The organism is Pelagibacterium sediminicola (assembly GCF_003390885.1).
Classification (GTDB): Bacteria; Pseudomonadota; Alphaproteobacteria; order Rhizobiales; family Devosiaceae; genus Pelagibacterium; species Pelagibacterium sediminicola.
In genome coordinates, this window is record NZ_QMEL01000016.1 from 1 (window position 1) to 21,214 (window position 21,214).

Annotated in this window: 24 protein-coding genes; 15 read left to right on the forward strand and 9 right to left on the reverse strand. The window is 59.0% G+C overall.

The genetic code is table 11. The features are described 5' to 3' along the window. The 5 genes from DQG18_RS15455 to DQG18_RS15475 all read left to right on the forward strand — a co-directional run. On the forward strand, positions 1-683 hold a 683-nt coding region (locus DQG18_RS15455), incomplete at its 5' end, for a hypothetical protein (RefSeq protein ID WP_198669802.1). Continuing rightward, entirely contained in the window at positions 680-1,216 is a 537-nt protein-coding gene (locus DQG18_RS15460; RefSeq protein WP_116655149.1) for a hypothetical protein, read from the forward strand. The genes DQG18_RS15455 and DQG18_RS15460, both read left to right, overlap by 4 nt. 71 nt (positions 1,217-1,287) lie before the next feature. After that, positions 1,288-1,698, forward strand: a complete 411-nt coding sequence (locus DQG18_RS15465; protein WP_157970206.1) for a hypothetical protein — start codon at positions 1,288-1,290, stop codon at positions 1,696-1,698. A 26-nt stretch (positions 1,699-1,724) separates the two neighbouring features. Then, the gene (locus DQG18_RS15470) at positions 1,725-2,315 is read left to right on the forward strand and encodes a hypothetical protein (protein ID WP_116655151.1); all 591 of its coding nucleotides are present in this window, start codon (positions 1,725-1,727) and stop codon (positions 2,313-2,315) included. Between the two features lie 9 nt (positions 2,316-2,324). After that, positions 2,325-2,927, forward strand: coding sequence for a hypothetical protein (locus DQG18_RS15475; protein WP_157970207.1), 603 nt, complete (start codon positions 2,325-2,327; stop codon positions 2,925-2,927). 217 nt (positions 2,928-3,144) lie between these two features. On the opposite strand, the gene arsH is transcribed toward DQG18_RS15475, so the two are convergent. Genes arsH through DQG18_RS15495 form a run of 4 tightly spaced genes read right to left on the reverse strand, consistent with a single transcriptional unit; the run spans position 3,145 to position 5,294 of the window. Then, entirely contained in the window at positions 3,145-3,861 is a 717-nt protein-coding gene (arsH, locus tag DQG18_RS15480; RefSeq protein ID WP_281270425.1) for an arsenical resistance protein ArsH, read from the reverse strand. Beyond that, on the reverse strand, positions 3,854-4,273 hold the full coding sequence (gene arsC, locus DQG18_RS15485; RefSeq protein ID WP_116655154.1) for an arsenate reductase (glutaredoxin): 420 nt from the start codon (positions 4,271-4,273) through the stop codon (positions 3,854-3,856). The genes arsH and arsC overlap by 8 nt, the downstream gene beginning before the upstream one ends. Then, complete coding sequence (locus DQG18_RS15490; RefSeq protein ID WP_116655155.1) at positions 4,270-4,944, reverse strand: aquaporin; 675 nt, start codon at positions 4,942-4,944, stop codon at positions 4,270-4,272. Before DQG18_RS15490 ends, arsC begins: the two co-directional genes overlap by 4 nt. Further along, positions 4,941-5,294 carry an ArsR/SmtB family transcription factor gene (locus DQG18_RS15495; RefSeq protein WP_116655156.1) on the reverse strand — a complete coding sequence of 118 codons (354 nt, stop codon included), beginning with the start codon at positions 5,292-5,294 and terminating at the stop codon, positions 4,941-4,943. The genes DQG18_RS15490 and DQG18_RS15495 overlap by 4 nt, the downstream gene beginning before the upstream one ends. A 250-nt stretch (positions 5,295-5,544) precedes the next feature. Here DQG18_RS15495 and DQG18_RS15500 point away from each other — a divergent pair, with 250 nt between their 5' ends. The 4 genes from DQG18_RS15500 to DQG18_RS15515 all read left to right on the forward strand — a co-directional run bounded on the left by DQG18_RS15500 (position 5,545) and on the right by DQG18_RS15515 (position 10,334). After that, on the forward strand, positions 5,545-8,421 hold the full coding sequence (locus DQG18_RS15500) for an ankyrin repeat domain-containing protein (protein WP_116655157.1): 2,877 nt from the start codon (positions 5,545-5,547) through the stop codon (positions 8,419-8,421). A 6-nt stretch (positions 8,422-8,427) separates the two neighbouring features. Further along, positions 8,428-9,222 carry a hypothetical protein gene (locus tag DQG18_RS15505; RefSeq protein ID WP_116655158.1) on the forward strand — a complete coding sequence of 265 codons (795 nt, stop codon included), beginning with the start codon at positions 8,428-8,430 and terminating at the stop codon, positions 9,220-9,222. Between the two features lie 175 nt (positions 9,223-9,397). Beyond that, positions 9,398-9,673, forward strand: coding sequence for a hypothetical protein (locus DQG18_RS15510; protein WP_157970208.1), 276 nt, complete (start codon positions 9,398-9,400; stop codon positions 9,671-9,673). Positions 9,674-9,725: 52 nt separating this feature from the next. After that, positions 9,726-10,334 (forward strand): hypothetical protein, encoded by a 609-nt coding sequence (locus tag DQG18_RS15515; protein WP_116655160.1) that lies wholly within the window; start codon positions 9,726-9,728, stop codon positions 10,332-10,334. An 86-nt stretch (positions 10,335-10,420) separates the two neighbouring features. Here the strand turns inward: DQG18_RS15515 and DQG18_RS15520 are convergent, their stop codons facing one another. Continuing rightward, complete coding sequence (locus tag DQG18_RS15520) at positions 10,421-11,119, reverse strand: hypothetical protein (RefSeq protein ID WP_116655161.1); 699 nt, start codon at positions 11,117-11,119, stop codon at positions 10,421-10,423. Positions 11,120-11,241: 122 nt separating this feature from the next. Here DQG18_RS15520 and DQG18_RS15525 point away from each other — a divergent pair, with 122 nt between their 5' ends. After that, entirely contained in the window at positions 11,242-11,865 is a 624-nt protein-coding gene (locus DQG18_RS15525; RefSeq protein WP_116655162.1) for a LuxR C-terminal-related transcriptional regulator, read from the forward strand. Between the two features lie 21 nt (positions 11,866-11,886). Here the strand turns inward: DQG18_RS15525 and DQG18_RS15530 are convergent, their stop codons facing one another. From DQG18_RS15530 to DQG18_RS16235, 4 genes are all read right to left on the reverse strand, one after another. Further along, a complete protein-coding gene (locus DQG18_RS15530; RefSeq protein ID WP_116655163.1) occupies positions 11,887-13,263 on the reverse strand; it encodes a tetratricopeptide repeat protein in 1,377 nt (458 codons plus the stop codon). 148 nt (positions 13,264-13,411) lie between these two features. Beyond that, a complete protein-coding gene (locus DQG18_RS15535; RefSeq protein WP_245958502.1) occupies positions 13,412-15,193 on the reverse strand; it encodes an ATP-binding response regulator in 1,782 nt (593 codons plus the stop codon). An 8-nt stretch (positions 15,194-15,201) separates the two neighbouring features. Then, positions 15,202-15,510: a hypothetical protein gene (locus DQG18_RS15540; RefSeq protein ID WP_116655164.1), complete on the reverse strand. Its 309-nt coding sequence runs from the start codon at positions 15,508-15,510 to the stop codon at positions 15,202-15,204. A gap of 621 nt (positions 15,511-16,131) precedes the next feature. Continuing rightward, positions 16,132-16,431, reverse strand: coding sequence for a hypothetical protein (locus tag DQG18_RS16235; RefSeq protein ID WP_157970209.1), 300 nt, complete (start codon positions 16,429-16,431; stop codon positions 16,132-16,134). Positions 16,432-16,739: 308 nt separating this feature from the next. On the opposite strand from DQG18_RS16235, the gene DQG18_RS15545 reads away from it, so the two are divergent. The 5 genes from DQG18_RS15545 to DQG18_RS15560 form a co-directional block, all read left to right on the forward strand. Continuing rightward, complete coding sequence (locus DQG18_RS15545) at positions 16,740-18,734, forward strand: BCCT family transporter (protein WP_116655165.1); 1,995 nt, start codon at positions 16,740-16,742, stop codon at positions 18,732-18,734. A 290-nt stretch (positions 18,735-19,024) separates the two neighbouring features. Continuing rightward, positions 19,025-19,546, forward strand: a complete 522-nt coding sequence (locus DQG18_RS16240) for a hypothetical protein (protein WP_157970210.1) — start codon at positions 19,025-19,027, stop codon at positions 19,544-19,546. Continuing rightward, positions 19,497-19,793, forward strand: coding sequence for a hypothetical protein (locus DQG18_RS15550; RefSeq protein WP_116655166.1), 297 nt, complete (start codon positions 19,497-19,499; stop codon positions 19,791-19,793). The genes DQG18_RS16240 and DQG18_RS15550 overlap by 50 nt, the downstream gene beginning before the upstream one ends. A 75-nt stretch (positions 19,794-19,868) precedes the next feature. After that, a protein-coding gene (locus DQG18_RS15555; protein WP_116655167.1) for an IS5 family transposase occupies positions 19,869-20,623 on the forward strand; the annotation gives its coding sequence in 2 pieces (ribosomal slippage) (positions 19,869-20,199 and positions 20,199-20,623; 756 coding nt in all). A 68-nt stretch (positions 20,624-20,691) separates the two neighbouring features. Then, a partial coding sequence (locus DQG18_RS15560) for an IS630 family transposase (RefSeq protein ID WP_116655168.1) occupies positions 20,692-21,214 on the forward strand: 523 nt, incomplete at its 3' end.

Sequence of the window (21,214 nt, forward strand, 5' to 3'; positions counted from 1 at the left end):
ACTATGACCGGCTCGATAACCAGGCCGAGGGCGATCTTCGTGCTCCGGCCGAGCCGGGTCTTTACGAGGTGCGCCTGCAACTCGACTCCGGCGGCCGCGTTCTGGCCCGCGCGCCCATCGAGGTGGTGGGGGGCGACGTCTCGCTCGACGGACCCGACAGGGTGCGGGCCGAAACGGATATCACCGTATCATGGGGCGGCGTCATCCATCCGCGCGATTACGTTGCCATCGTTCCAATCGGCACGCCCGACGGCGAGCAAAGCGGCTATCGCCGCGTCGGCGATGCTGATCGCGGCACGTTCACCGCCCCGGCGGAGCCAGGCGCCTATGAAGTCCGTTACCATCTGGATCATGGCGACCGGGTCATGGCCCGGCGACCGCTCGAGGTGCTGGCGGCGGATGCGCCGATTGATGAGGGTGCCGGGCTCGTGGTTCCTGGTACAGCAAGGCCGGGCGACATCGTTACGGTTTCGTGGACAATCGAAGCTGGCGATGCCGACCGGCGCGTGGCGCTGGCACGAGCCGATGCACCCGACTTTACCTGGATTGCAGTCCATCGCGTGGGCGACGAAACCGAAACGGTATTCAAGCTCCCGGACGAGCCGGGACAATACGAAGTGCGGTTTCTCGACCTTCAAAGCCAGCGCGTTCTCGGACGCGCGATGATCACGCTCGGCGAATGATCTACGACAATTTCAAAGAATCGGTAGTACTTACGACCATGCTCAGATCAGCCATCACTGCATTTGGCTTTCTCTCCCTTGCCGTACCCGTCATGGCTGCAGAGCCCGGGGGAGCGGCGTCAGGGACGATCGCAGGCGAAGAGATTGAACTGTCGGTCTGGACAGAGCAGTCCGACTTCACGTCTTCAAGTTTTTCAATCTATTTTCGAGCACCGGCACTGAGGGAGCGCGGCCTGGGCAGCTTGTCCCTCGGTGCAGAGTGGATCGGTGATCTCGATGGTGACTTCTTTTCCGCAGAAATCGACGTCCCAATTCTCGATACCGATCCGTATCGTATTTACCGTGCGGACCTAGATGATGAACTCTCCCTGACTATTACGAGCGCCTCATACCAAGGCGGTGTGCTGGCAATCGCGGGCCAGGTGGAAGGTGTTCTAACGAGTGTGGAGCGGATTGCCCGTCGTAATCCTGACCTCGACGACACTCTCAGCGTCAGTCTGACGTTCGAAGCTGTACTGAGTGAGTTGCAGTGAGGACCGCGGCATTTTCCCTAATTGCGATCTTCCTGGCCGCGCCTGTTCTGGCCGATCAGCTGGGTGGGAATATGACTGGGTTTCTCGAAGAGGCGCCTGTTTCGTGGCGCATCGACGCCGAGCGGTCAGAATACCATTTCGAGAGCGAAGGCATTGGCTCTCTGCGGATTCTTGCCGAACCGCAGGAGGTGCCATCGGGCATCGGTTCCATCCGGTTGATGGTGATGGTGGCCGATGGGACCACAAGTCTCCTCGAACTGCGGCTCGAGGACGAAGACGGAAATCCCGCTCTTGGACTGTCAAGCGACGCCGGGGGGCAGGCGATACTCGACATCGACCACGAAAAGGACGGTTCACTTCACTTCACCGGCGTGATCGAGGCAGGCCTGATGGCCTACCCGATGTCAGGCCGAACTGCTGGCGAACGACAAAAGCTGGTTCTGGATGTGGATGGAGGCCGGATCACTGCTACCGGGCATTAGCGTTCTGCGACAGGGAGGAAAATCCAATGAGACCGGTCATCGTTTTGACAGCCATTTTGTCCTGCGCTGCCGTTCCCGCGCTGGCGCAGGGCGCCGGCGACAGTTCGCCTCTTTGCGGCATGTCCTCGCCGGCAACATGGCAGGAGTTGCGCGAGCGGTTCGTGGGTGACTGGCGCGTCGCCCACCTTTCCGGCTACGTCCTTGCCGGCGGGATGGTCATCCCCATGCAATCCTCACCTGAAACCGAGACCATGTCCATCTGGCTGCTGGGCGAAGATCTGCTGCTCGATCACCCCGAGATGACCGAACCGATGGCCATCACCCTCGCGGACGAGGGTCGCTGGGTGATCGAGATCGACCACCCCGACATCCCAGAGCCGGTACTTACGCCGGACGATGCGGTCCTGGCATGGGCCGGAGACTGCGATCAGGAAGATCTGCCTCGCCTCGTTGGCCGAGGCGACGTGAGCATGGCGGGCTCGGTCATGGACATGACGCTGCGCATGTTGCCCGTCGATATGGATACGATCTATGCCATTCTCGAAATCGAGGGTGCCGCTCAAGGCCAGTATGCGATTGCGCGACGCGTGGTTTGGCTGAATCGGGCCGGGGAATAGGAGTCTGCCATGAAAAGACGGTGTGCCGGCCTATTCACTGCGCTGCTCCTGCCCGTCGCAGCCTTGGCCCAACCCACAGCCACCCTTGCAGACTGTCGGGCAGAACGTGCCGTCTACACGATGACAGGCGAAGGCGACGACTATGTCGTCCACCTGGTTCCGGCGCAGACCCGCGCCGGCTGGTCCTCGGACCTCTATCTGCGCCTCACGACCGCGCAGCGCGACTACTGGTTTGTGTTCGCCGCCGCCGCGTCGCAGGGAAACCTTACACTCGATCCCGTCGACGATCCCTACGCGCCCGAAGCGCGTGGGACCGGCCCGGCAAACACGATCGAGGCTCTCCGCGCCCGTTGGCCGGACGCGCCCCTGGACGAGCTGCCGTCGCTTCTGCGCTTCTATGCGCTGGATGCGGATCTAGGCTTCACGTCGGCGCAGCCGCAGCAGGGCCAGCCGGCTCCCGCCTTTCTGCTGATGCCGGAGTTGAACACCGCGCTTTGGTATCACCTGCCGGCACTGACCAACGATCCGTCGGCCGAACGTGACCCAATGCCCCGGGGAATCTTCCGATTGACCGCTTGCCTCGACATGCCCCCGCCTGCCGCCTTTCCGTGATGCCGGCGATGCCAGGAATTGCCCTTGCGGGAGGCTGCCGGGATCGGTTCTCATTCAGCCGTCAATATCATTGCGGGGCTTGTTTCCGGCAATCCAGCACGATCCAACCCCAACGCCCCGGCACGCCGTTTCCATCAAGACCTGAAACGATCTAGGCGTGCACTCTGGCATAATCGAGCGTGACGCCGCATAGCTCCGGCTTGCGGGCCCGGGGTGCTCACATCGACGCCAGTTTGGTGCGCTCCTCGAGTTTGGCGGCGGTCTCCCGGCGCTCGCTGTAGCGGTCGGTGAGATGGTCGGCAACGCCGCGCGTCAGCAGGGTAAATTTCATCAGTTCTTCCATCACATCGACCACCCGTTCGTAGAACGATGAGGGCTTCATCCGGCCTTCCGGTGTAAATTCCTGCCAGGCCTTGGCGACCGAAGACTGGTTCGGGATGGTGATCATCCGCATCCACCGGCCCAGAATGCGCATCTGGTTGACCGCGTTGAAGGATTGGGATCCGCCCGATACCTGCATGAGCGCCAGCGTCCGCCCCTGTGTGGGCCGGATCGAGCCGCCGGGCAGCGGGATCCAGTCGATCTGCGCCTTCATGATGGCGCTCATCGCGCCATGGCGTTCGGGGCTTGTCCATACCTGACCTTCCGACCAGAGCATGGCTTGGCGCAACTCCTGCACCTTGGGATGCGTATCGGGAGCGTCATCGGGCAGCGGAAGGCCATTGGCGTGAAAGATACGGGTTTCCGCGCCCATGGCGTCGAGCAGGCGTTGAGCCTCGAAGGTCAACAACCGGCTATAGGAGCGCTCCCGCAAGGAGCCATAGAGCAGCAAGATGCGCGGTTTGTGATCGAGCTTTGTAGAGGTCAGGCGCTCAAAGTCCGGCAGGTCGAATACATGGGGAGCAAGGTTCGGAAGGTCGGATAGATCAGTCAAGTGTAAGGCCTTTGGGACGGACGATCTCGCCATCCTCCTTTGTGAACTCCCCAATGCTCGGATTGGGCAGGATGTCCAGAACGACTTCGGACGGCCGCGAGAGGCGGACACCCTTGGGCGTGACCACGAACGGCCTGTTGATCAGGATCGGGTGGGCTTGCATGGCATCGAGCAGGGCATCATCGCTCAGGCTCTCGTCATCGAGGCCGAGTTCGAGATAGGGCGTGTCCTTCTGCCGGATGGCCTGGCGCACGGTAAGGCCTGCCTCGGCAATCATCGTTTTCAGGCGCTCGCGCGAGGGTGGATCTTTCAGGTATTCGATGATCTCCGGCTCTTCCCCGCTCGCCCGGATCATGGCGAGGGTATTGCGCGAGGTGCCGCAATCGGGGTTGTGGTAGATGGTAATGGTCATGCGGTCTCCCTTTGCGGCGTATCCGTCCACAGCCAGCCCGCCAGGGCCATGGCGATGAGCGCGCCGATGAACTGCGCGATGATGAAGGCTGGCGTATCCGCCGGACGGATGCCGGAGAACGTGTCGGTGATGGCACGGCCGATGGTAACGGCCGGATTGGCGAACGAGGTCGAGGCGGTGAACCAGTAGGCAGCCGTGATATAGAGACCGACCAGCCATGGCACAGCGGCGCGCTGCACCTTGATGCCGCCCAGGATCACGGCGACCAGGCCGAACGCGGCGACGGCTTCGGCCAGCCATTGCGACGGGCCGCTACGGATTTTTTGTGAAAGCTCGATCAGGGGCAGATCGAACATTGCGTGTGCCAGTAGCGCCCCGCCGATGCCGCCCACCACCTGTGCGAGCATGAACAATCCCGCCTCGCCCACCGACAAATTGCGGCGGAGTGCGAAAACGAGCGATACGGCGGGGTTCAAATGTGCGCCGGAGATCGGACCGAACAATGCGATCAGAACCACAAGAATGGCACCGGTCGCCAGCGTGTTGGCGATCAGAGCCACTGCGTCGTCGGCGGTGAGCGCATCGGCCATGATACCCGAGCCGATAACGGCAGCGACCAGCAGGCCGGTGCCGAGCGCTTCAGCGGCAAGTCGGCGTGGCAGATCGGTCATTGACGGGTTTCTCGAGGATCGCAGCAGGGGGTGAGTGCGGCAATGATCGGGGCGCAAAGATCGGCGCTGCCGCCACAGCAATCCTTGAGCAAAAACAGTGTCAGTTCTTGGAAGCGATCGAGATTGGCGCGGTAAAGGATCGAGCGGCCTTGCCGTTCCCCCACGATCAGGCCCGCTCTGGAAAGTGTTGCCAGATGCGCTGACATGGTATTTTGCGGGATGTCGAGCAGTCGGGCCAGCTCGCCCGCAGGCACGCCCTCCGGCTCGTGCCGGACGAGCAGCCGGAAGGCATCGAGGCGGGTCGACTGGGCGAGAGCGGCCAAAGCCGTGACTGCTACTGATAATTCCATAAATCGAGAATACTGGATTTATGGAATTAAAGTCAACCTGTTTTGTACCGGCAACGAATTGTCGATCCGAAGTCGCTGTTTTGCCGCTTGGCAATCGCCTTCTGGTGGAATGAACCGCCGCTTCGGCGGCGGCGCTCGGGCGGACAGAGCACTCCATCGAAGCCCGGGGGTAAAACAGCTAGTCGATCTGTACTAATGGTCAAAGCGGTTCTCTTTGAGCACAATAGGCGAAAATCCGGGGGTACTCGCCATGACCGTCCTTCTTCGCCACATCTGGCTTGTCGCGGCTTTGCTGTTGACGGCGGCACAAAGTGCGTCCGCCGACTGGGACTACTATACCGGGACAAATGCCGATGGCGGTGTGCGGGTAACGGCGCAGGCCGAGGAAAACGGATTCCTCATCAGCCTGCAATGCGATGCGGGCGATGATCCGGATGTTTTCCATCTCACTTTCGTCAGCGACTATTTTCCTCATCTCGACAATACCGACAGTGCTGAAACGCAACTGATCTTCAAGTTCGATGGCACCGGCAAGGACTTCGTTGCCGATGGATGGTCCGATGTCTGGTATTTCGCGCCCGATCGTGCCTGGACCGGCTCGCTCTATTTCGAGGCCGGTGTTCTGGATTCCTTCGGTGGCGCCGCGACCATGCGCGTCATCAACATGAACAGTGAGGAAGTGACTCGTTTCTCGATGAAGGGTTCGCGCAAGGCTGAACAGGCGATCCGTGCAATGTGTCACCAGGGCCTGACAATCGATCAGTGGGCGGCCATGCAAGCACCTTCTGGCCAACAGCAGCCAGCACCGCAGATCCCAAATATTGCGGCGTCCGCTGACACAGGGATTCCCGATTTCGATACCGTTGAACTCTTGGCGGACGGCCCCGGGGATTTGTCCCCAGCGATTAGCGTCGATGATGTCTATGATGCACTTCTTGCCGGCGACACTGCCAGAGTACGCGATTACGTCCTGGCCGGTTTTGACGCCAATGATCCGCCTGACTATGAGCCTGGAGAGAACGATACGCCCTTCATGTATTTCATGGGCTATGAAATGGTCGACAACCCGCAAATGCAGTCCGGCCTGCTTCAACTCATTCAGGGCGGGGCGAAAACACGTGTAGACTGGTCCGGAGCCCCCAGCCCCGTGGTTTTTGCCGTGCGCAAGGAAAACGCAAGGGCCGCTTATGCCCTGATTCATCTTGGCTATCCCATTGACTACGTCTTCACAAATGGCCGCACCTTGATGGCCGAGGCAGCGCGTCTGGGCATGGCCGATGTGGTCCAAGCCATTCTTGATCAGGGCATCGATCCCGACTATGCGGAGCAGGATGAAAGTCCAGCGCTGCTCTATGCGGCTACGCATGGTCATATCGACATCGTCGAGGCGCTTATCGAGGCACGGGCGAATGTCAATGCCACGACCCATCAAGGTGCAACCGCCCTGCATCTTGCTGCCCGGGCAGGCCACGAGCAAATCGTGCGCATGCTGGTCGAGGCGGGCGCTGACACGGATGTGATTATCGGGAGCGCCACAGCCGCGCAAATTGCCCGGAATAACGGCCAAACCGCGATCGCAAATTACCTTGATGGCCTGCGGGGCATCGGGACTGAGTTGACCGTCAAGGCGTCGGCTATGCCATTGGCGATACCCAATACCAGCACAACGTTCTCGCTGGTGATGGAAGGCGGTTGGCAACGACCTCTGAACTTTGCCGTTACTGCCGAGCCTTCCGGCCTCATTTCGTTTGAACAGGCGTTTAATGACACCCGTGTTTACGACAGCGGTGAACCGGGAGACACTAATCTGTTCATCGACTCCCGTCTTCAGACCGGGACGGCTCAAGGCGCTGTGCAGTTGCAGATCATTGTCAGCGACGCAACCGGCCAGCAGGCCGCAACCGAGCAGACGATCTATGTCGGTCAAAGTGCCGGATATTTCCGCGGCCGTCTGGTCGATGCGGCAAAGGCCCTCGACACGCGCGCCATACGTGAAACGATCGCGGAAATCCGCAGGATGGACGACGTCCTGGGCAACGATCCGACATGGATGAGCGAGAGTATGCGCTATGGCTGCGTCCGCGGATTTCATCCCAATTGCGAGGCCTATCTCAACGGGTTTCTGGCCTATCACATCGCGGCAACCGACGATGGTGCGCTTCTCGATTGGACGCTGGAATGGGGCGCGGACCCGAACTATGTGTCGAGCCGTGGTGAGCCAATCCTGTTCAACACAGCACGGGCAGGGAAATGGGACAATGTTGCCAGGCTGCTGGCCGCCGGGGCAAACCCCAACGCAATGGGAGACGATGGCGGTTCGGTTCTGCTCTATGCCGTGGGCGACGGTCAACGCGACATCGTGCACCAATTGCTGGCGCTCGGTGCTGACCCCAATCGCGGCTCCGTGACCAAAGGTATGACACCGCTGCACCATGCCGCTGTGAACAATGACCGCCAGATCATCGACATGTTGCGTTCCGCCGGTGCTGTCAATGTACCCGATGCCGATGGACGTCTGCCTGGTTGGTTCTCCTATTGGGCGCATAGGGATCTGCAACTGGCCCTGGCGCTCGGTTATGACGAGGCACAGGCCTACGAGGATCGCGCCAACGAACCTGAATTCGACTGGAACGAGTTCATGGTGGGGTTGAACCAGCGGTTGGTAGACCAGCAAGCGACTGAGACCGGTGCCTATTCCGGTTGGGAGAGTGGTCAGGAGGAGTCGGAGGAATTCGTGCTCGATGTCTGGGCCATGCCGGAAGTCGTTACTCTGGGGTCAGACGATATCGAAACCTGGGGGTCGCCGGAACTGGATACAATCGGCGGTTCGGATCTGGGGCAGTGCAATGGCCGCCTCACCAACGTGACCGTCGACATATCGCCGTCCGACTGGATTCAGGGCTCAGCAGCATATGAGCCTTGCACCGAACACTGGTCGCAACAGGTTAATTACGATCAGCCAATCAATGTCTGTGGGCATACGCTCTATTTTGCGGCTCACTATCCAGATTCAGGAGCGGGCTCAGGCGCAGAATTCAACCAGGTGCGTAACGCAGTCCGCATTCTTGCTGACCGCCGAATAGTCTTCGTGTCCGAGGTTGGCGAGACCATCGATTGCAGAGGATGAAACAACATGCGTGGAAGATTCATTGGAGCGCTGCTGCTGACGGCGCTGTGTACGCCAGTACAGGCCACGCCGGAAGAAATGATAGAGGCTATCCGGTCTTTGGATGTCCAGGCAGTTGAACAATTGGTCTGGCACGATGAGCCGATCACCCAGAGCTTTTTCGAAGTCATTCTGGACGTTGCCCATGACAAGCTCGCCATGGAGCCCGAGGAGGTCTACTGGAACGGTGCCTTGCGAGAAATCGTCGTCGTATTGGCGGGGGTGAATGAACCTGATGAGGAGACTTTCGCGTCTCTCGCTGAAGCATTGGAACTGAGCGAGCTGGGACAAGCCCATCGGGATCTACAACGTAATCTCAACATCTGGGTCTGGACCGAAGGGCGTGAGGGGGTGCTCTTCAAGGATGACCTGCGGATCGGTGCCGACCCGTCCCGCAGACCCTTTGAGGGCGGTCATCCGGACATGTTCGGTTTTCTTATCGAAGTGGCACAGGCGAAGCGTCAAACCATGGATGATGCGCCGCCACCTGATGCCGATACGCCGGACTGGCGTGACGCGGTCTATGAGGCCTTCGACGAATTGCGCTACCGCGCCACGCCCGATCCCGCTGCCCGCTATTTCCTGGACGCCGCCCTGACGGCTCCGGGCGCAGACATCGTCTATACGGGGATGGTGGACGGGGTGCGCGGCAATCTGCTCAAGATGGCGCCGGTCATGGCCATGATGCAGCATGACGACAGCGACGGGTCCGAAGCAGACCTGGCTTCCGCTTATGCCGCCTTCATTCTAGAGCAGAAGTGACAGGGGCCGTAAGTGACGGATGCAACGATAGCTGAGCGAAGAAATGCCGGTGCGGCGTGTTATGCGCAACTTCACCGGGATTTAGGCCGTCCGAACAGGGTAGTACAGGTGTCGTAATTGGTCGCATCTGAAATTGGGGCTAACCTTTGGGTCGAACCAATTTGAGGACCGACCTGTGAAAAGACCTGTTGCACTCTTTTTCGCCGCCATGATCATTGCACTGCCTGCCGGGGTGGCTCACGCCGCCAATCCCTATTTCATCACTAATAGCCAAGGCATGCAGCTCATGGCGTCCGATGAGACTCAAGGCGACTGGACGGAGGAGGTTTCGATCTGCGACGTGACGGTCTATCTCTCGCCAGGGGCTCTGGCCGATTACGAGGCCAATTTTACGCAAAAGGGGATGCTGCAGGATTCGAGCAATAGCCTGGTTTGTCGCTGGGGCGACTGATCGGAGTTCCAGCACCAATTCTTAATCCGAGAACCAATGGAGACGGTCAGCAGTGTCCAAGGCAACGACATCCGCGGACCCTGACTGGCAGATTGTCATGGCACCGGCCAAGGGCGGACTGTGGTTCGTTCTGCTGCTGGTCTGGGCCTTCACGGCAGGCGTCTATATACTGTGGAAGTTTGCCAACGGCGAAGTCAGCCCTTTCGGTCATCTGCTCATCTTCGCTTTTCCCGTCCTCATCACGTACTATGGACTGCGAGGTATTCAGGGAAACAATGGCAAGCTGGTTCTGCGACAGGATGGCTTTACCCTCACCTTGCCGTCAAGCGAAAATGAGTCCTTTCGCTGGGAGCGTGTAGACAGCTTCGAGACCCGAATATTCGGCGATCCCGTTGCAACCGGCGCTGGCGTTGCCACCGCCGGTTTTGTTTATGACGATGGGAAAAAGGGCCAAAGGGTGATTGGGCTGGCAAACAGCTTGCCCTATGCTGGGCAAGACCTTGCCAGGCTCATGGACTATGCACGCATCGAGGCAGCCAAGGGGTGGCCTGATCGCCCGCAGGATCTAAATGATCTGGCTGTGGCCGCCCTTGGTAGCGACCGGAAAACGTCCGCACGGGACCGTTTCAAGGCGCGGTCGACAACGTCCAGGGGAAGTTGAGCTCAGTCGGCACCTCCACAGGACGGCCCTTGTTACAGCATCGGGCCACAGCGATGCGCGGCGGCAGACGGATATTTCCACCCGCGTCACGGGGCCTGAAGCGCAAAACGTCCCGTGTCCGGATCGAGCTCGAATTTCAGTTCGCTAAACAGACCGGAATAGACATCGCGGCAGAAACTGAATTCCTCATCCCCGGATGAGGCATCGTCATTGGAGCCAAAGATGGTTTCCGGCCAGCATTTATCACGATTGGTGGCGGTGAGCCGGATGGTCAATAGCTCGGTGTCCGGACCGAGATCGTAGTAGAGGGCCCACTCGGTCGCTTTCAGCATGTCGCGCGCTGCCCGGGTTTCCAGTGCCGGAGAACGGCCAAGAAAGTCCGAAACATCGACGAACGGCATGGGAGGGTCGATCTCGCCCCATTCATCACCCGGACCACGCGCAAAGAACTGCACATAGGTATCTGGATACATGATTTCGACTTCAAACGAAGCGCTCGACGTTACAGCGATCGCGCCGCCGTCGGACAGCGGCCAGAATTTATAGGCAGAGATCGACCATCCCCCGCCTTCCTCGAGGTAGGCTATGAAATTGCTCTCTTCTTCGATCCTCGTATCCAACCGCCAATCGAAAGAATTGGTGATCGAATGGCCGTCGAGCGTTTCTACCAGCGGGAAATATTCGGTGTCGCCGATGATGCGATAGACGTCGAATATGGTTTCCGCAGCAAAAGTCTGCTGGCTGAGGCCGGACAGAACGATCAGGCTGAGAGAAAAGCGTTTCATTGCTACCCCCTTTACCATGTCATGATGAACCCCGCCGGACGCGGCGGCAACTAGAACGGGTGTACTAATGGCAGCGTTGGTCGCTGGCTGGTAAAGATGGATCATGTGATTGATGAGGCAGCATGGCAGAGACACGGATCATTCTGGCGGACGATCATCCCATTTTCAGGGACGGTCTGCGCCGCCTTGTGCTGCGGGCGCTGCCGGGATCGATCGTGACCGAAGCCGATAATTTCTCCCGCGTCGTCGACCTTGCCAACCAGGACGCACCGGGCCTGTTCGTTCTCGACCTGCACTTCCCCGGCTTCGCGCTCGAAAAATCAATCTACGCATTGCGCCGCGATTATCCGGCCAGCTCGATCCTTGTGGTCTCGATGGACGACGAGGATGAAACTATCGAGCGGGTGATGGCACAGGGGGCGGACGGGTTCGTATCCAAGGCGGCCAATCCCGCCACGATTGGCGATGCCATCGCCAGTGTGCTTGAGGGCGATATTGTCGTAGTGGACGCCAAGGCCGCTGCCGCGTCTCATATCGATACCGATGGCAGCGACATCGCCCAGCTGTCGCCGCGCCAGCGGCAGATACTGCGTCAACTCGTGCTCGGGCACAGCAATAAGGAAATCGCCCGCGAACTGGGCATTTCGCCGTTCACCGTGCGTGTGCACGTCTCCGCCCTGCTCAAACTGCTCGGCGTAAAGTCGCGTTCGGCGGCCGTTGCTGCCGCAAAGGATTTCGGATTTTAGTCCGGTCGTCAGCGTCTTGCTTCAATCTCTCGCCATATCGAGCGCCAATTTCGCCAAATCGGATGCATAGCTGTCGCTTCCATTCGCAAGGACGTCCTGCGCAAGCAGGCTCGCTTCGTCACTACGTCCCTGCATCGCCAGGGCAACGGCTAACCCGGCTTTCGCGGAAAGATTGGCGGGGTCGTACCTCAGGGCGGCGGTCATCTCGGTTTCCGCCTCTACAAAAGAAAGCGCCCGCACATAAATCAGGCCTTTGGCAAAATGAGCCTGAACCAAATGTTCTTCCCGCGCGATCAATCGGTCGTACAGTGCGAGAGCGACGTCCGTGTTGTCCAGATTGTCCTGCGCAACAGCCAGAGCATGGAGGACGTTGCCGTAACTTTCGGGATAGTCGGGACCGGAATCGATCTTCAGGGCAGCCTCACAAGCTGGAACCGCGTCCGCGTATTTCTTCTGGAACCTGAGAGCTTGGCATTTTACGTGGATTGATCGCCATTCATCTGGATCGAGCGAGAGTCCGGTCAAAGCCGTTTCCAAGGCGAGATCGAAGCGGCTGGCACCCAGATAGGCTGTGGCGAGCACCCCACGGCGTGAAGCATTAAGCCGATCGAGGTTCACCGCTTCGAGAAAATCCTCGATTGCAGCATGGAACTGACCATTCAGGCGAAAATATTCGCCACGGGCCGTGTAGACATCGGGATTTGTTGAGTCGGCATCCACGGCCTTGGAAAGCGCGGATATTTCGGCGTCCTGCTGCGACGGCAACGGAAATGACAAGGCTGGGTCAGCGTCGTCAGGCTCCGTTACATGATCTCCCGACGCAACAAAGGCCGGGCGTTCCTGCACGTCGGTCGGAGCACTTGCTGACGGGTCATGCTCAGCACGCCATTGGCTGGTCGTCATACCATCATGGCATACCGCCCGCATTGCGCGTTCGGACAGTCGGGAACCGTCCATCGTAAAACGGGCAACCTCCTGTCCGAACGAATTGAGGATGCGCATGATCGAAGCGCCGCCGAACGCGTCCAGCCCTTCGGACTCGAGATAAAGTCCACCCTTCCATAAACGGTCTTCAGCCGAATACCACACATCCGCCCAACCATCGAACGCGTTGAACTGGCGGTCGCTTTCGTCGAAGCGCAAGACCAGCGATTCCTGCGCATTGTCAGTGGCGTCGAGGTATGGAAGGTCCTGTGCCTCTATCTCGAGCTGGAAGACATCTGGCCCCGTGTCCGGCTCACAAGCGATGCTGACTGCGATCCCATTCTGCCAGGTCACGGCCCTGATACGATCGCCGCCAGTCTGCAATCGGTTGGAATCCCATGACCACGAGGCCAGGGCATTGGCTGGCAGGAGCACCAGACCCGCGACGAGAATTGCCAGGTTGAGATGGTTCATAATGCCCTCAATTCGACCCTTTTCCGGGATTGTGACTGATCGTGGAGCACGGGGCTACTCGTACAAATATGCTATGGAACGATGTGTAACGACCCTCACGGATTTCAGAGTGTTAACCGACTTCGGCCGCTGACCGCCGATGTCAGGCTCAAAGCCCCAGACAAAGACGGGTCAGCATCGCCCTGAGTTCGGCTGGCCGCACGGGCTTGTCCAGAACGGGTATATTTGCGGCAACAATCTTCGTTCTGGTTTCCGCATCGCTATGCCCGGTCAGGATCACGGCAGGAATGGGTCTTTCCGCACGGTCGCGAATGACGGCGATGGCATCGAGGCCATTCTTGCCGCCGCTCAATTGCATATCGGCCAGAATGGCATCGCATTCCCCCTTGATGTCGTCCGAGCCCGATCCCGTTTCGACAACGCAGCCCCAGCGCTCCAACAACCCCGCTGTTGCCTCGCGCACGGTCTCATCATCGTCGATCAGGCAGATGCGTTTGCCCGAAAGCGGATGCGTGCGCCCCCTCTTGTCTGGAAGAGGACCTGCCGGGGCCGTGGGATCAAGGCCGGCAATGATGATCGAGGTGCCGCGGCCCGGAACGGAGGCCAGTCGCACATCCAGACCAAGCAGGTCGCCCAGGCCGCGCACGATGGCCAGGCCCAACCCCATCCCTTCGACGAGACCTCCAGCTTGGACATTTTCCAGCCGGTAGAATTCGCTGAACACCGCCTCGATCTGCGACGGCGCGATGCCGGGCCCGGTATCGCATATCTGTATGGCGAGACGGCCCTCGATCCGGCGCGGGCCGATCAGCACCCGGCTCCCGGGCGCATATTTGAAAGCGTTGCCGATCACGTTCTGAACCATGGTGAACAGCAGGTTGCCATCGGTATCGACCCAGGCCGCGCTCTTGACACGCGAGAGGCCGCATCGGCTTCTCGCCGCCACCTCGCGGTTCTGCATCACAACCTGCTCCAGAAACGCACCCAGGTCGAGGGGCGCGGATTTCGGCGACACACCGCCCACATCGAGACGGGAAATATCGAGCAGAGATCCGAAAAGACCAGTGACCGAGTCCACCGAGGAGTCGATGCTGTCCACCATCTGGCGCTGCTCCCGGCTCAACCGCGTGTCCTTGAGAGACGCGGTCAAAAGGCCGATGGCGTGGATCGGCTGGCGCAGGTCGTGACTCGCCTGCGCGAGAAATCGCGACTTGGAGAGATTGGCGTCATCGGCTTCCTCCCGCGCCTTGACCAGTTCGGCCGATGCCTTTGTGAGTTCGGCAACCTTGCCGTCCAGCGATTGAGTGAGGCTGTAATTGGTGGTCAGAAAACGGTGCATGCGCACGGTGAGCATGGACAGGATGAGAGCGTAGAGCAACACCATCAGGCCCATGGCCCAGTTCCGGGCCTCCATCACATGAGCTACCGCCAGGACAGGCACCGAGGTCCAGATGCTGGTGAAGGCGGAGCGGGGAACGGCGTGCTGCGAGGAAACCGCACCCAGGGCCGTGCCGCCCAGGGCAAGCGAATAGACGGCAAGCAAGTTGAAATCGCTATTGAGCGAGACGACGATTGCACCATATCCCCAGGTCAGACCCACCAGGGCCGTAAGGGTCGTATGCATCCAACCGGCGCTCCGATAATCGTAGGCGCTGTGGCGCAAATGCGAGGAATGGGTTTTCGAGAGCGATGCCATCGAAATGGAAAGGACGAGCATGAGGCCCGTCCAGAAAAACGGCCATGTCGCCCCCGGATTGGCGCCAATCAGCAGCGATCCGGTGAGCGACACGACCCCGATATGAACCAGCCACCCCTGAAAGCCCAGATCGAACAGATAGCGGATCTGCCAGGTTTCTGTTCGGAATGGACTGGTCTTGGGCGGCAATATTCGGACCTTTGGTGAATCGTAGCCGATCTTGCCGCCGGTCACGAGCCCAATCAAGGCGTGAGGGTACAGAGCCGGTTGTCGTAGTCATTGTGGTAATATACGCGGACGTTGATTCCGAATTCATAGACGCATTGCTGGGCGCGTTCGTAGACTATAGGATCTAAATACATTTGGTACCCACACGCCGAGTAGCTCATCGTATCGTACGCGTTGGGACTCGCGGAGGCCCCCATTCTGCCCCAACCGTTCTTGCCCGGCTCCTCACACATCAAATGATACTCATCTGCCGCCATCGCCGCATTGACCGTGGCCAGCACCAGGCCGGTCGCAACGACGGCCGATTTGAAATTCCTGAACACCTCTTTCCCCTCCTTTGGGCGTTGACTGTGTCCGATTGATAAAGGTGCGAGAGCGGTAGAGCCATTCGTACAGATGTACTAGATCGTTTCAGGTTCTGATGGAAACGGCGTGCCGGGGCGGTTGGGGTTGGATCGCGCTGGATTCCGGGAACGCGTCTCGGAATGACATTGGTGGCTTTGGCCGATACCGGCCCAATTCCCGCCTGTCACCCCGGGATTCACTCCCCGGGGTCCAGACCGAACCCGCCGCAATCGCGGGAGCTACGACAATTCCGTCAAATACTGATCTGCTCTATAGGAACTGGCGATGCGGGGACGCTGGCCGCAATTGGCCGGGTTCTTGTCGCATCTGCTCGATTTTCAAGGTTCCGGCGAAATCCGAATTGCATGGGCATCGGCCTGACATTCTACGCTGTGGGTGAGCCCATGCCCCATATCACGGCGCCGATCAACAGCGATCCGGTGAGCGACACGCCCCCGATATGAACCAGCCACCCCTGAAAGCCCAGATCGAACAGATAGCGAATCTACCAGGTTTCTGTTCGGAATGTATTGCATTGGCTGGCAATATTTGGACTTTCAGTGGATCGAAGCTGACCTTGCAGTCAACCCTTGCCATGATCAAAGGCCGAAAGTGCAGAATCTGTTACTGCCATGCCAAACAGGAACATCAATACCTATTTCAAAAATACATTCATTGAGGCGTTCAAACGTAGTATCAGTCATGTAAATTGTTTGTCCACACGCTAAAACATTTATCGTTTTATATTCCGTGGGACTAAAGGAAGCAGTCATTTGGCCATAGCCGGAATTGTTTGGCCCAACACAATACATGTCAATCTCGTCTGCGGCCATCGCCGCATTGACCGTGGCCAGCACCAGGCCGGTCGCAACGACGGCCGATTTGAAATTCCTGAACACCTCTTTCCCCTCCTTTGGGCGTTGACGATGTCCGATTGATAAAGGTGTGAGAGCGGTAGAGCCATTCGTACAGATGTACTATGGGGAGTTGGCGATGCCGGGATGCCGGCCGCAATTGACCGGGTTCTTGTCGCATCGGGCTCGATTTTCAAGGTTCTAGCGAAGTCCGGATTGCATCCGATCCACGCTGTTCCGGATCGAAGCGTGCGGTATCGCCCGTGCAAACAAAAAGGAGCTTGGAACCCTGCCCGCCGTGATGCACGTTCTTTCTGGATAACACAATTCCCGCGGCAAGGTGGACGGATCGTATGTTCAAGCCCTTCATTATAAATCCCCCCGTATTCTTCGGCGCCATTATCGTCATTGGCCTGTTCCTTGCCATCGGCATAGTCTTTCCGAACCAGGCCGATGAGGTGTTTGGCCTGATCCAGTCGAGCATCCTCCAGAGTTTCGGCTGGTTCTACCTGCTCGCTGTCGGGATTTTTCTCGTGACGGTGCTGCTGCTCTGCTTTGGCCGGTATGGTCGGCTAAAGCTGGGGCCTGACGATTCCACACCGGATTTCAGGTTCACCTCGTGGATCGCCATGCTGTTCGCCGCCGGCATGGGCATCGGCCTGATGTTCTACGCCGTGGGTGAGCCCATGACCCATTTCATGGCGCCGCCAACGGCAGAGCCGCGTTCAATTCCCGCCATGCGGGAGGCGATGACCGTCACCTTTTTCCACTGGGGCATCCATGCCTGGGCCATCTACGCGGTGGTGGGGCTGTCGCTGGCGTATTTCGGTTATCGTTACAACCTGCCGCTCACCATCCGCTCCGGGCTCTATCCCCTGCTTAAGGAACGCATCAATGGGCCGATCGGCCACGCTGTCGATATCTTTGCGATCGTGGGCACCATGTTCGGCATCGCCACCTCGCTTGGTGTAGGCGTATCGCAGATCAATGCCGGGCTGGCCTATCTGCTCGGCACGCCGGTCGGGCCGGTCGTTCAATTGCCTCTCATCGCCGCGGTTACCGCTCTCGCCACTCTTTCAGTGGTCAGCGGGCTGGACAAGGGTGTGCGCATCCTTTCCGAGACCAATCTGGTCGTCGCAATCCTGCTGATGCTGTTCGTGCTCGTTGCCGGACCCACCAGCACTCTGTTCCGTGACCTGGTGCAGAATTTGGGGCTTTATCTCGATACGCTGGTGCTCCGCACATTCAATATCTATGCCTACCAGCCAACCCCATGGATCGATGCCTGGACCCTGTTCTATTGGGCCTGGTGGATTTCCTGGTCGCCATATGTCGGCATGTTTATCGCCCGCATCTCGCGCGGGCGCACGGTGCGTGAATTCGTGACCGCGGTACTGTTCATCCCGGCCGGTTTTACCTTCATCTGGATGACCGTGTTCGGCAACACCGCGATGTTCATCGATACCGGCATCGCCGCCGGCGAGGTCGGCCGGGCTATCGCTGCCGATATTTCCACCGGGATGTTCCATTTTTTCCAATATCTGCCTTTCAGTGGAGTAACCTCGACGCTGGCGATCGTCCTTGTGGCCATCTTCTTTATCACCTCTTCGGATTCAGGGTCTCTGGTTGTGGATTCCATTGCGGCGGGCGGTGAAACCCAGACCACCACGGGCCAGCGTGTATTCTGGTGCGTGATGGAGGGCGTCGTTGCGGCCTCTCTCCTGCTGGCAGGCGGCCTGGCCGCGTTGCAGTCGGCCACGGTTGCCAGCGCATTGCCTTTCACCGTCATCATGCTGGGCCTCGTGTGGTCGCTGTATCTGGGGATGCGGGCCGATCTCGCCCAGCAATATGCACGCACTGCACCGGGGTCTGTCGCGCCCGCCCAGCCTGCCGCCGGATTGACCTGGCAGCGTCGCCTGACCCTCATGATGCGGGCGCCGAAAAAAAGGGACGTGGAAGCCTTCATCGCGAACGAAGTCCGTCCTGCTCTTGAACAGGTCGCCCGGGAACTTACCGATCGCGGCCGGCCATCGCATGTGGAGATCGACGGGGACGGCAATCCTGCGCTGCATTCACCTGCCGAAGGTGTGCGCGATTTCATCTATGGGGTCGGGCTGACTTCGCTTCCGGTTGCAAATTTCGCTCCACTCGGAGCAGGCAAGCCGGAATATCGCTACGAAGCGCGCACCCACTTTTCAAGCGGCGGGCGCGGCTATGACGTCATGGGGATGCATCGCGATCAGCTTATCGCAGACATTCTGGTGCAGTTCGAGCGCTACCTCCATCTCACCCAGTTTCCCGACGCCCAGCTTCTCCATGGCGCCCCTGAACACACGATCAGCGAGTAAATCCCACGTACCCAGGCGCTCCCATGACAAACTTGTCCCATAGTGCCTCCTTCCATTCATGAGAAAAGAGAGCAATTCATTCTTTGTCTGGATCGGTCGGGATTCCCATCTGATCCTTTTTGTGAACTTCTGATCGGTCGCTTTCATATGTCGGGCCTGTTTTGTGCGGAGCAGTTATCCGCTGGCCCTGATGGAGATCCGCGAACGAGATCCCTGATCAAGCTGGCGCATTGGAGATGCATTGATGAGGGTCTGATGAAGGAAGATCGTTTTGTGATCATGGGCCGTACGTGTCTTCGCTGGTCAACAGCGAGAGCAGTGGGAATTGGAATGCGCTCAATGAATTCGGATATGGCGGCAGTCTCCAGTTCGGAGATGCCCGGCTTGCCGACGCGGCGCGCGCTGGCATCATTCCTCAAGGATTAACCGGAGCGCAGTTCTCGCAACTCTCTCCAGAGCAACAGATGGCCGTGGAGAGCTGGCATTTCGAGGACATTGACCGCCCTGCCGGTGAGATGGGCTTGGACAGCTATATTGGCCAGAACATCGGCGGCGTAAACATCACTCTGGATGCGATCCGCGCAATGGCGCATCTTGGCGGTATCGGCGGGCGCAACGGTTCATTGAGAGCGGCGGACAGTACAATCACTCCGATGCCTACGGGACCAGCTTCAGCGATTGCGGGCAGAGGCATGGTGAGTTTGGTGGCGCTGCCTCATCCGCCAGCCTGTTCAGGTTGCGCAGGCTGGCGGATCATACGACGTGCCCATAGACCTTCTCCTCGAGGCGATATTCAACCCTTGGGTCGATGACGGGACGAAGGCTTTCGCCAATTCCATCCTATCCCATCAAACGCAGCGCCAGTTCCCGCAGTTGACTGCGAACCAGAGCGATTTCCTTTTTGCTCAGCAGAATCCAGATTTCTCCGGCTTCCTCGGGCGCGGAGGCGAAGCTACCCCCAATTTCATCAACGTCGAGACAGCGGAAGGCATCTGCACCTTCAATCTGTCCGATCCAGCTCAGTTGCAAGAGTTCGACAATCTTTTCTCCACTGCCTAGGGTCCAAACCCAATCAGGTTGTTGAATAGGGGCTGCAAATCAGATTCTCTGGCTTCGGATAAGCCGGAGGTATTGATGAGCAGACTGTTTTGGTTGAGTGACGAAGCTTGGGTGGCCATTGAGCCTTACCTTCCCAAGAACCAGCCTGGAGCCCGACGGGTTGATGACCGGCGGGTGATTTCGGGGATCATTCACATGCTCAAATGCGGCGGGCGCTGGGCCGATTGCCCTGCCGAGAATGGTCCTTCGACCACCATCTACAATCGTTGGAACCGTTGGAGCCGCCGGGGTATATGGGCACGCATTCTTGCGGCTCTGACCGAACAGGGCTGGATTGCTGAAACCGCCCAGATCGACAGCAGCTATATCAAGGCCCATCGTTGTGCAGGTGGAGGAAAAGGGGGGCGCGAGCCAATGCCATTGGCATCTCGCGTGGTGGCCGGACCACCAAGGTCCATGCGCTTGTCGACGTTATCGGCAGACCACTCTGCTTCGTCCTGACACCCGGCAATGCCTCGGACATGAAAGGAGCAGATCTGCTCATCGCCCACACGATGGGTATGAAGAGGGCTATCGCGGACCGGGGCTATGATGCGAACCGTCTTCGCTCCACTCTTCGAAGTCAGAACACCATCCCGGTGATCCCCGGCCGCAAGAACCGCAAGCGCAAAATCCGATACGATGAGAAGCGCTACAAGGACCGCTGGCGCGTTGAGGCCATGTTCTGCCGCCTCAAGGATTTCCGCCGCGTCGCCACTCGGTACGACAAGCTCGCTCGGAATTATCTATCTGCCGTCATGTTCGCAGCAGCAGTCGCGTACTGGCTATGATTGAGTCCCAACCCTAGTCACCTGGAACTGTAATTCGTATCATTGGTCCAAGCGATTTGGAGAATGATATGGCGGGCCGGGTAGCGGATGAAATTGTTTTAAGCGTCGAAGAGCGGGACTTTCTGGAAGCCCAGGTTCGACGGCACAAGGCGGCACGCTCACTGTCAGACCGATGCCGGATGATCCTGCTCTGTGCAGAGGGTTTTCAAAGCAAAGAAGTTGGCGCGAGGCTTGGCGTGCACGAGCACACTGTCGGCAAGTGGCGCAGGCGGTTTGTCAGGAACCGGATCGAGGGGCTGGCTGACGAGTATCGTCCCGGTCGGCCCCGTACGGTATCAGACGATCAGGTGGCCGAGGTGATCGAGCGAACACTGAACACGACGCCGAAGGACGCCACCCATTGGTCGATCCGTTCGATGGCAGCGGCAACAGGACTGTCGCACACCACCATCCGCCGAATATGGGCCGCGTTTGGCCTGCAGCCGCATCGCAGCGAGACATTCAAGCTTTCCACCGATCCGCTATTTGTCGACAAGGTGCAGGATATCGTCGGCCTTTACATGTCACCGCCGAACCGGGCCATCGTGTTGT

Bases quoted from the DNA above. Each gene is read 5' to 3' on its own strand.
- arsC (WP_116655154.1), bottom strand. From the start codon at position 4,273: ATGACCATTACCATCTACCACAACCCCGATTGCGGCACCTCGCGCAAT.
- DQG18_RS15460 (WP_116655149.1), top strand. From the start codon at position 680: ATGATCTACGACAATTTCAAAGAATCGGTAGTACTTACGACCATGCTC.
- DQG18_RS15530 (WP_116655163.1), bottom strand. From the start codon at position 13,263: ATGAACCATCTCAACCTGGCAATTCTCGTCGCGGGTCTGGTGCTCCTG.
- DQG18_RS15495 (WP_116655156.1), bottom strand. From the start codon at position 5,294: ATGGAATTATCAGTAGCAGTCACGGCTTTGGCCGCTCTCGCCCAGTCG.
- DQG18_RS15475 (WP_157970207.1), top strand. From the start codon at position 2,325: ATGAAAAGACGGTGTGCCGGCCTATTCACTGCGCTGCTCCTGCCCGTC.
- DQG18_RS15505 (WP_116655158.1), top strand. From the start codon at position 8,428: ATGCGTGGAAGATTCATTGGAGCGCTGCTGCTGACGGCGCTGTGTACG.
- DQG18_RS15520 (WP_116655161.1), bottom strand. From the start codon at position 11,119: ATGAAACGCTTTTCTCTCAGCCTGATCGTTCTGTCCGGCCTCAGCCAG.
- DQG18_RS15545 (WP_116655165.1), top strand. From the start codon at position 16,740: ATGTTCAAGCCCTTCATTATAAATCCCCCCGTATTCTTCGGCGCCATT.
- DQG18_RS15490 (WP_116655155.1), bottom strand. From the start codon at position 4,944: ATGACCGATCTGCCACGCCGACTTGCCGCTGAAGCGCTCGGCACCGGC.
- DQG18_RS15525 (WP_116655162.1), top strand. From the start codon at position 11,242: ATGGCAGAGACACGGATCATTCTGGCGGACGATCATCCCATTTTCAGG.
- DQG18_RS15500 (WP_116655157.1), top strand. From the start codon at position 5,545: ATGACCGTCCTTCTTCGCCACATCTGGCTTGTCGCGGCTTTGCTGTTG.
- DQG18_RS15470 (WP_116655151.1), top strand. From the start codon at position 1,725: ATGAGACCGGTCATCGTTTTGACAGCCATTTTGTCCTGCGCTGCCGTT.
- DQG18_RS15465 (WP_157970206.1), top strand. From the start codon at position 1,288: ATGACTGGGTTTCTCGAAGAGGCGCCTGTTTCGTGGCGCATCGACGCC.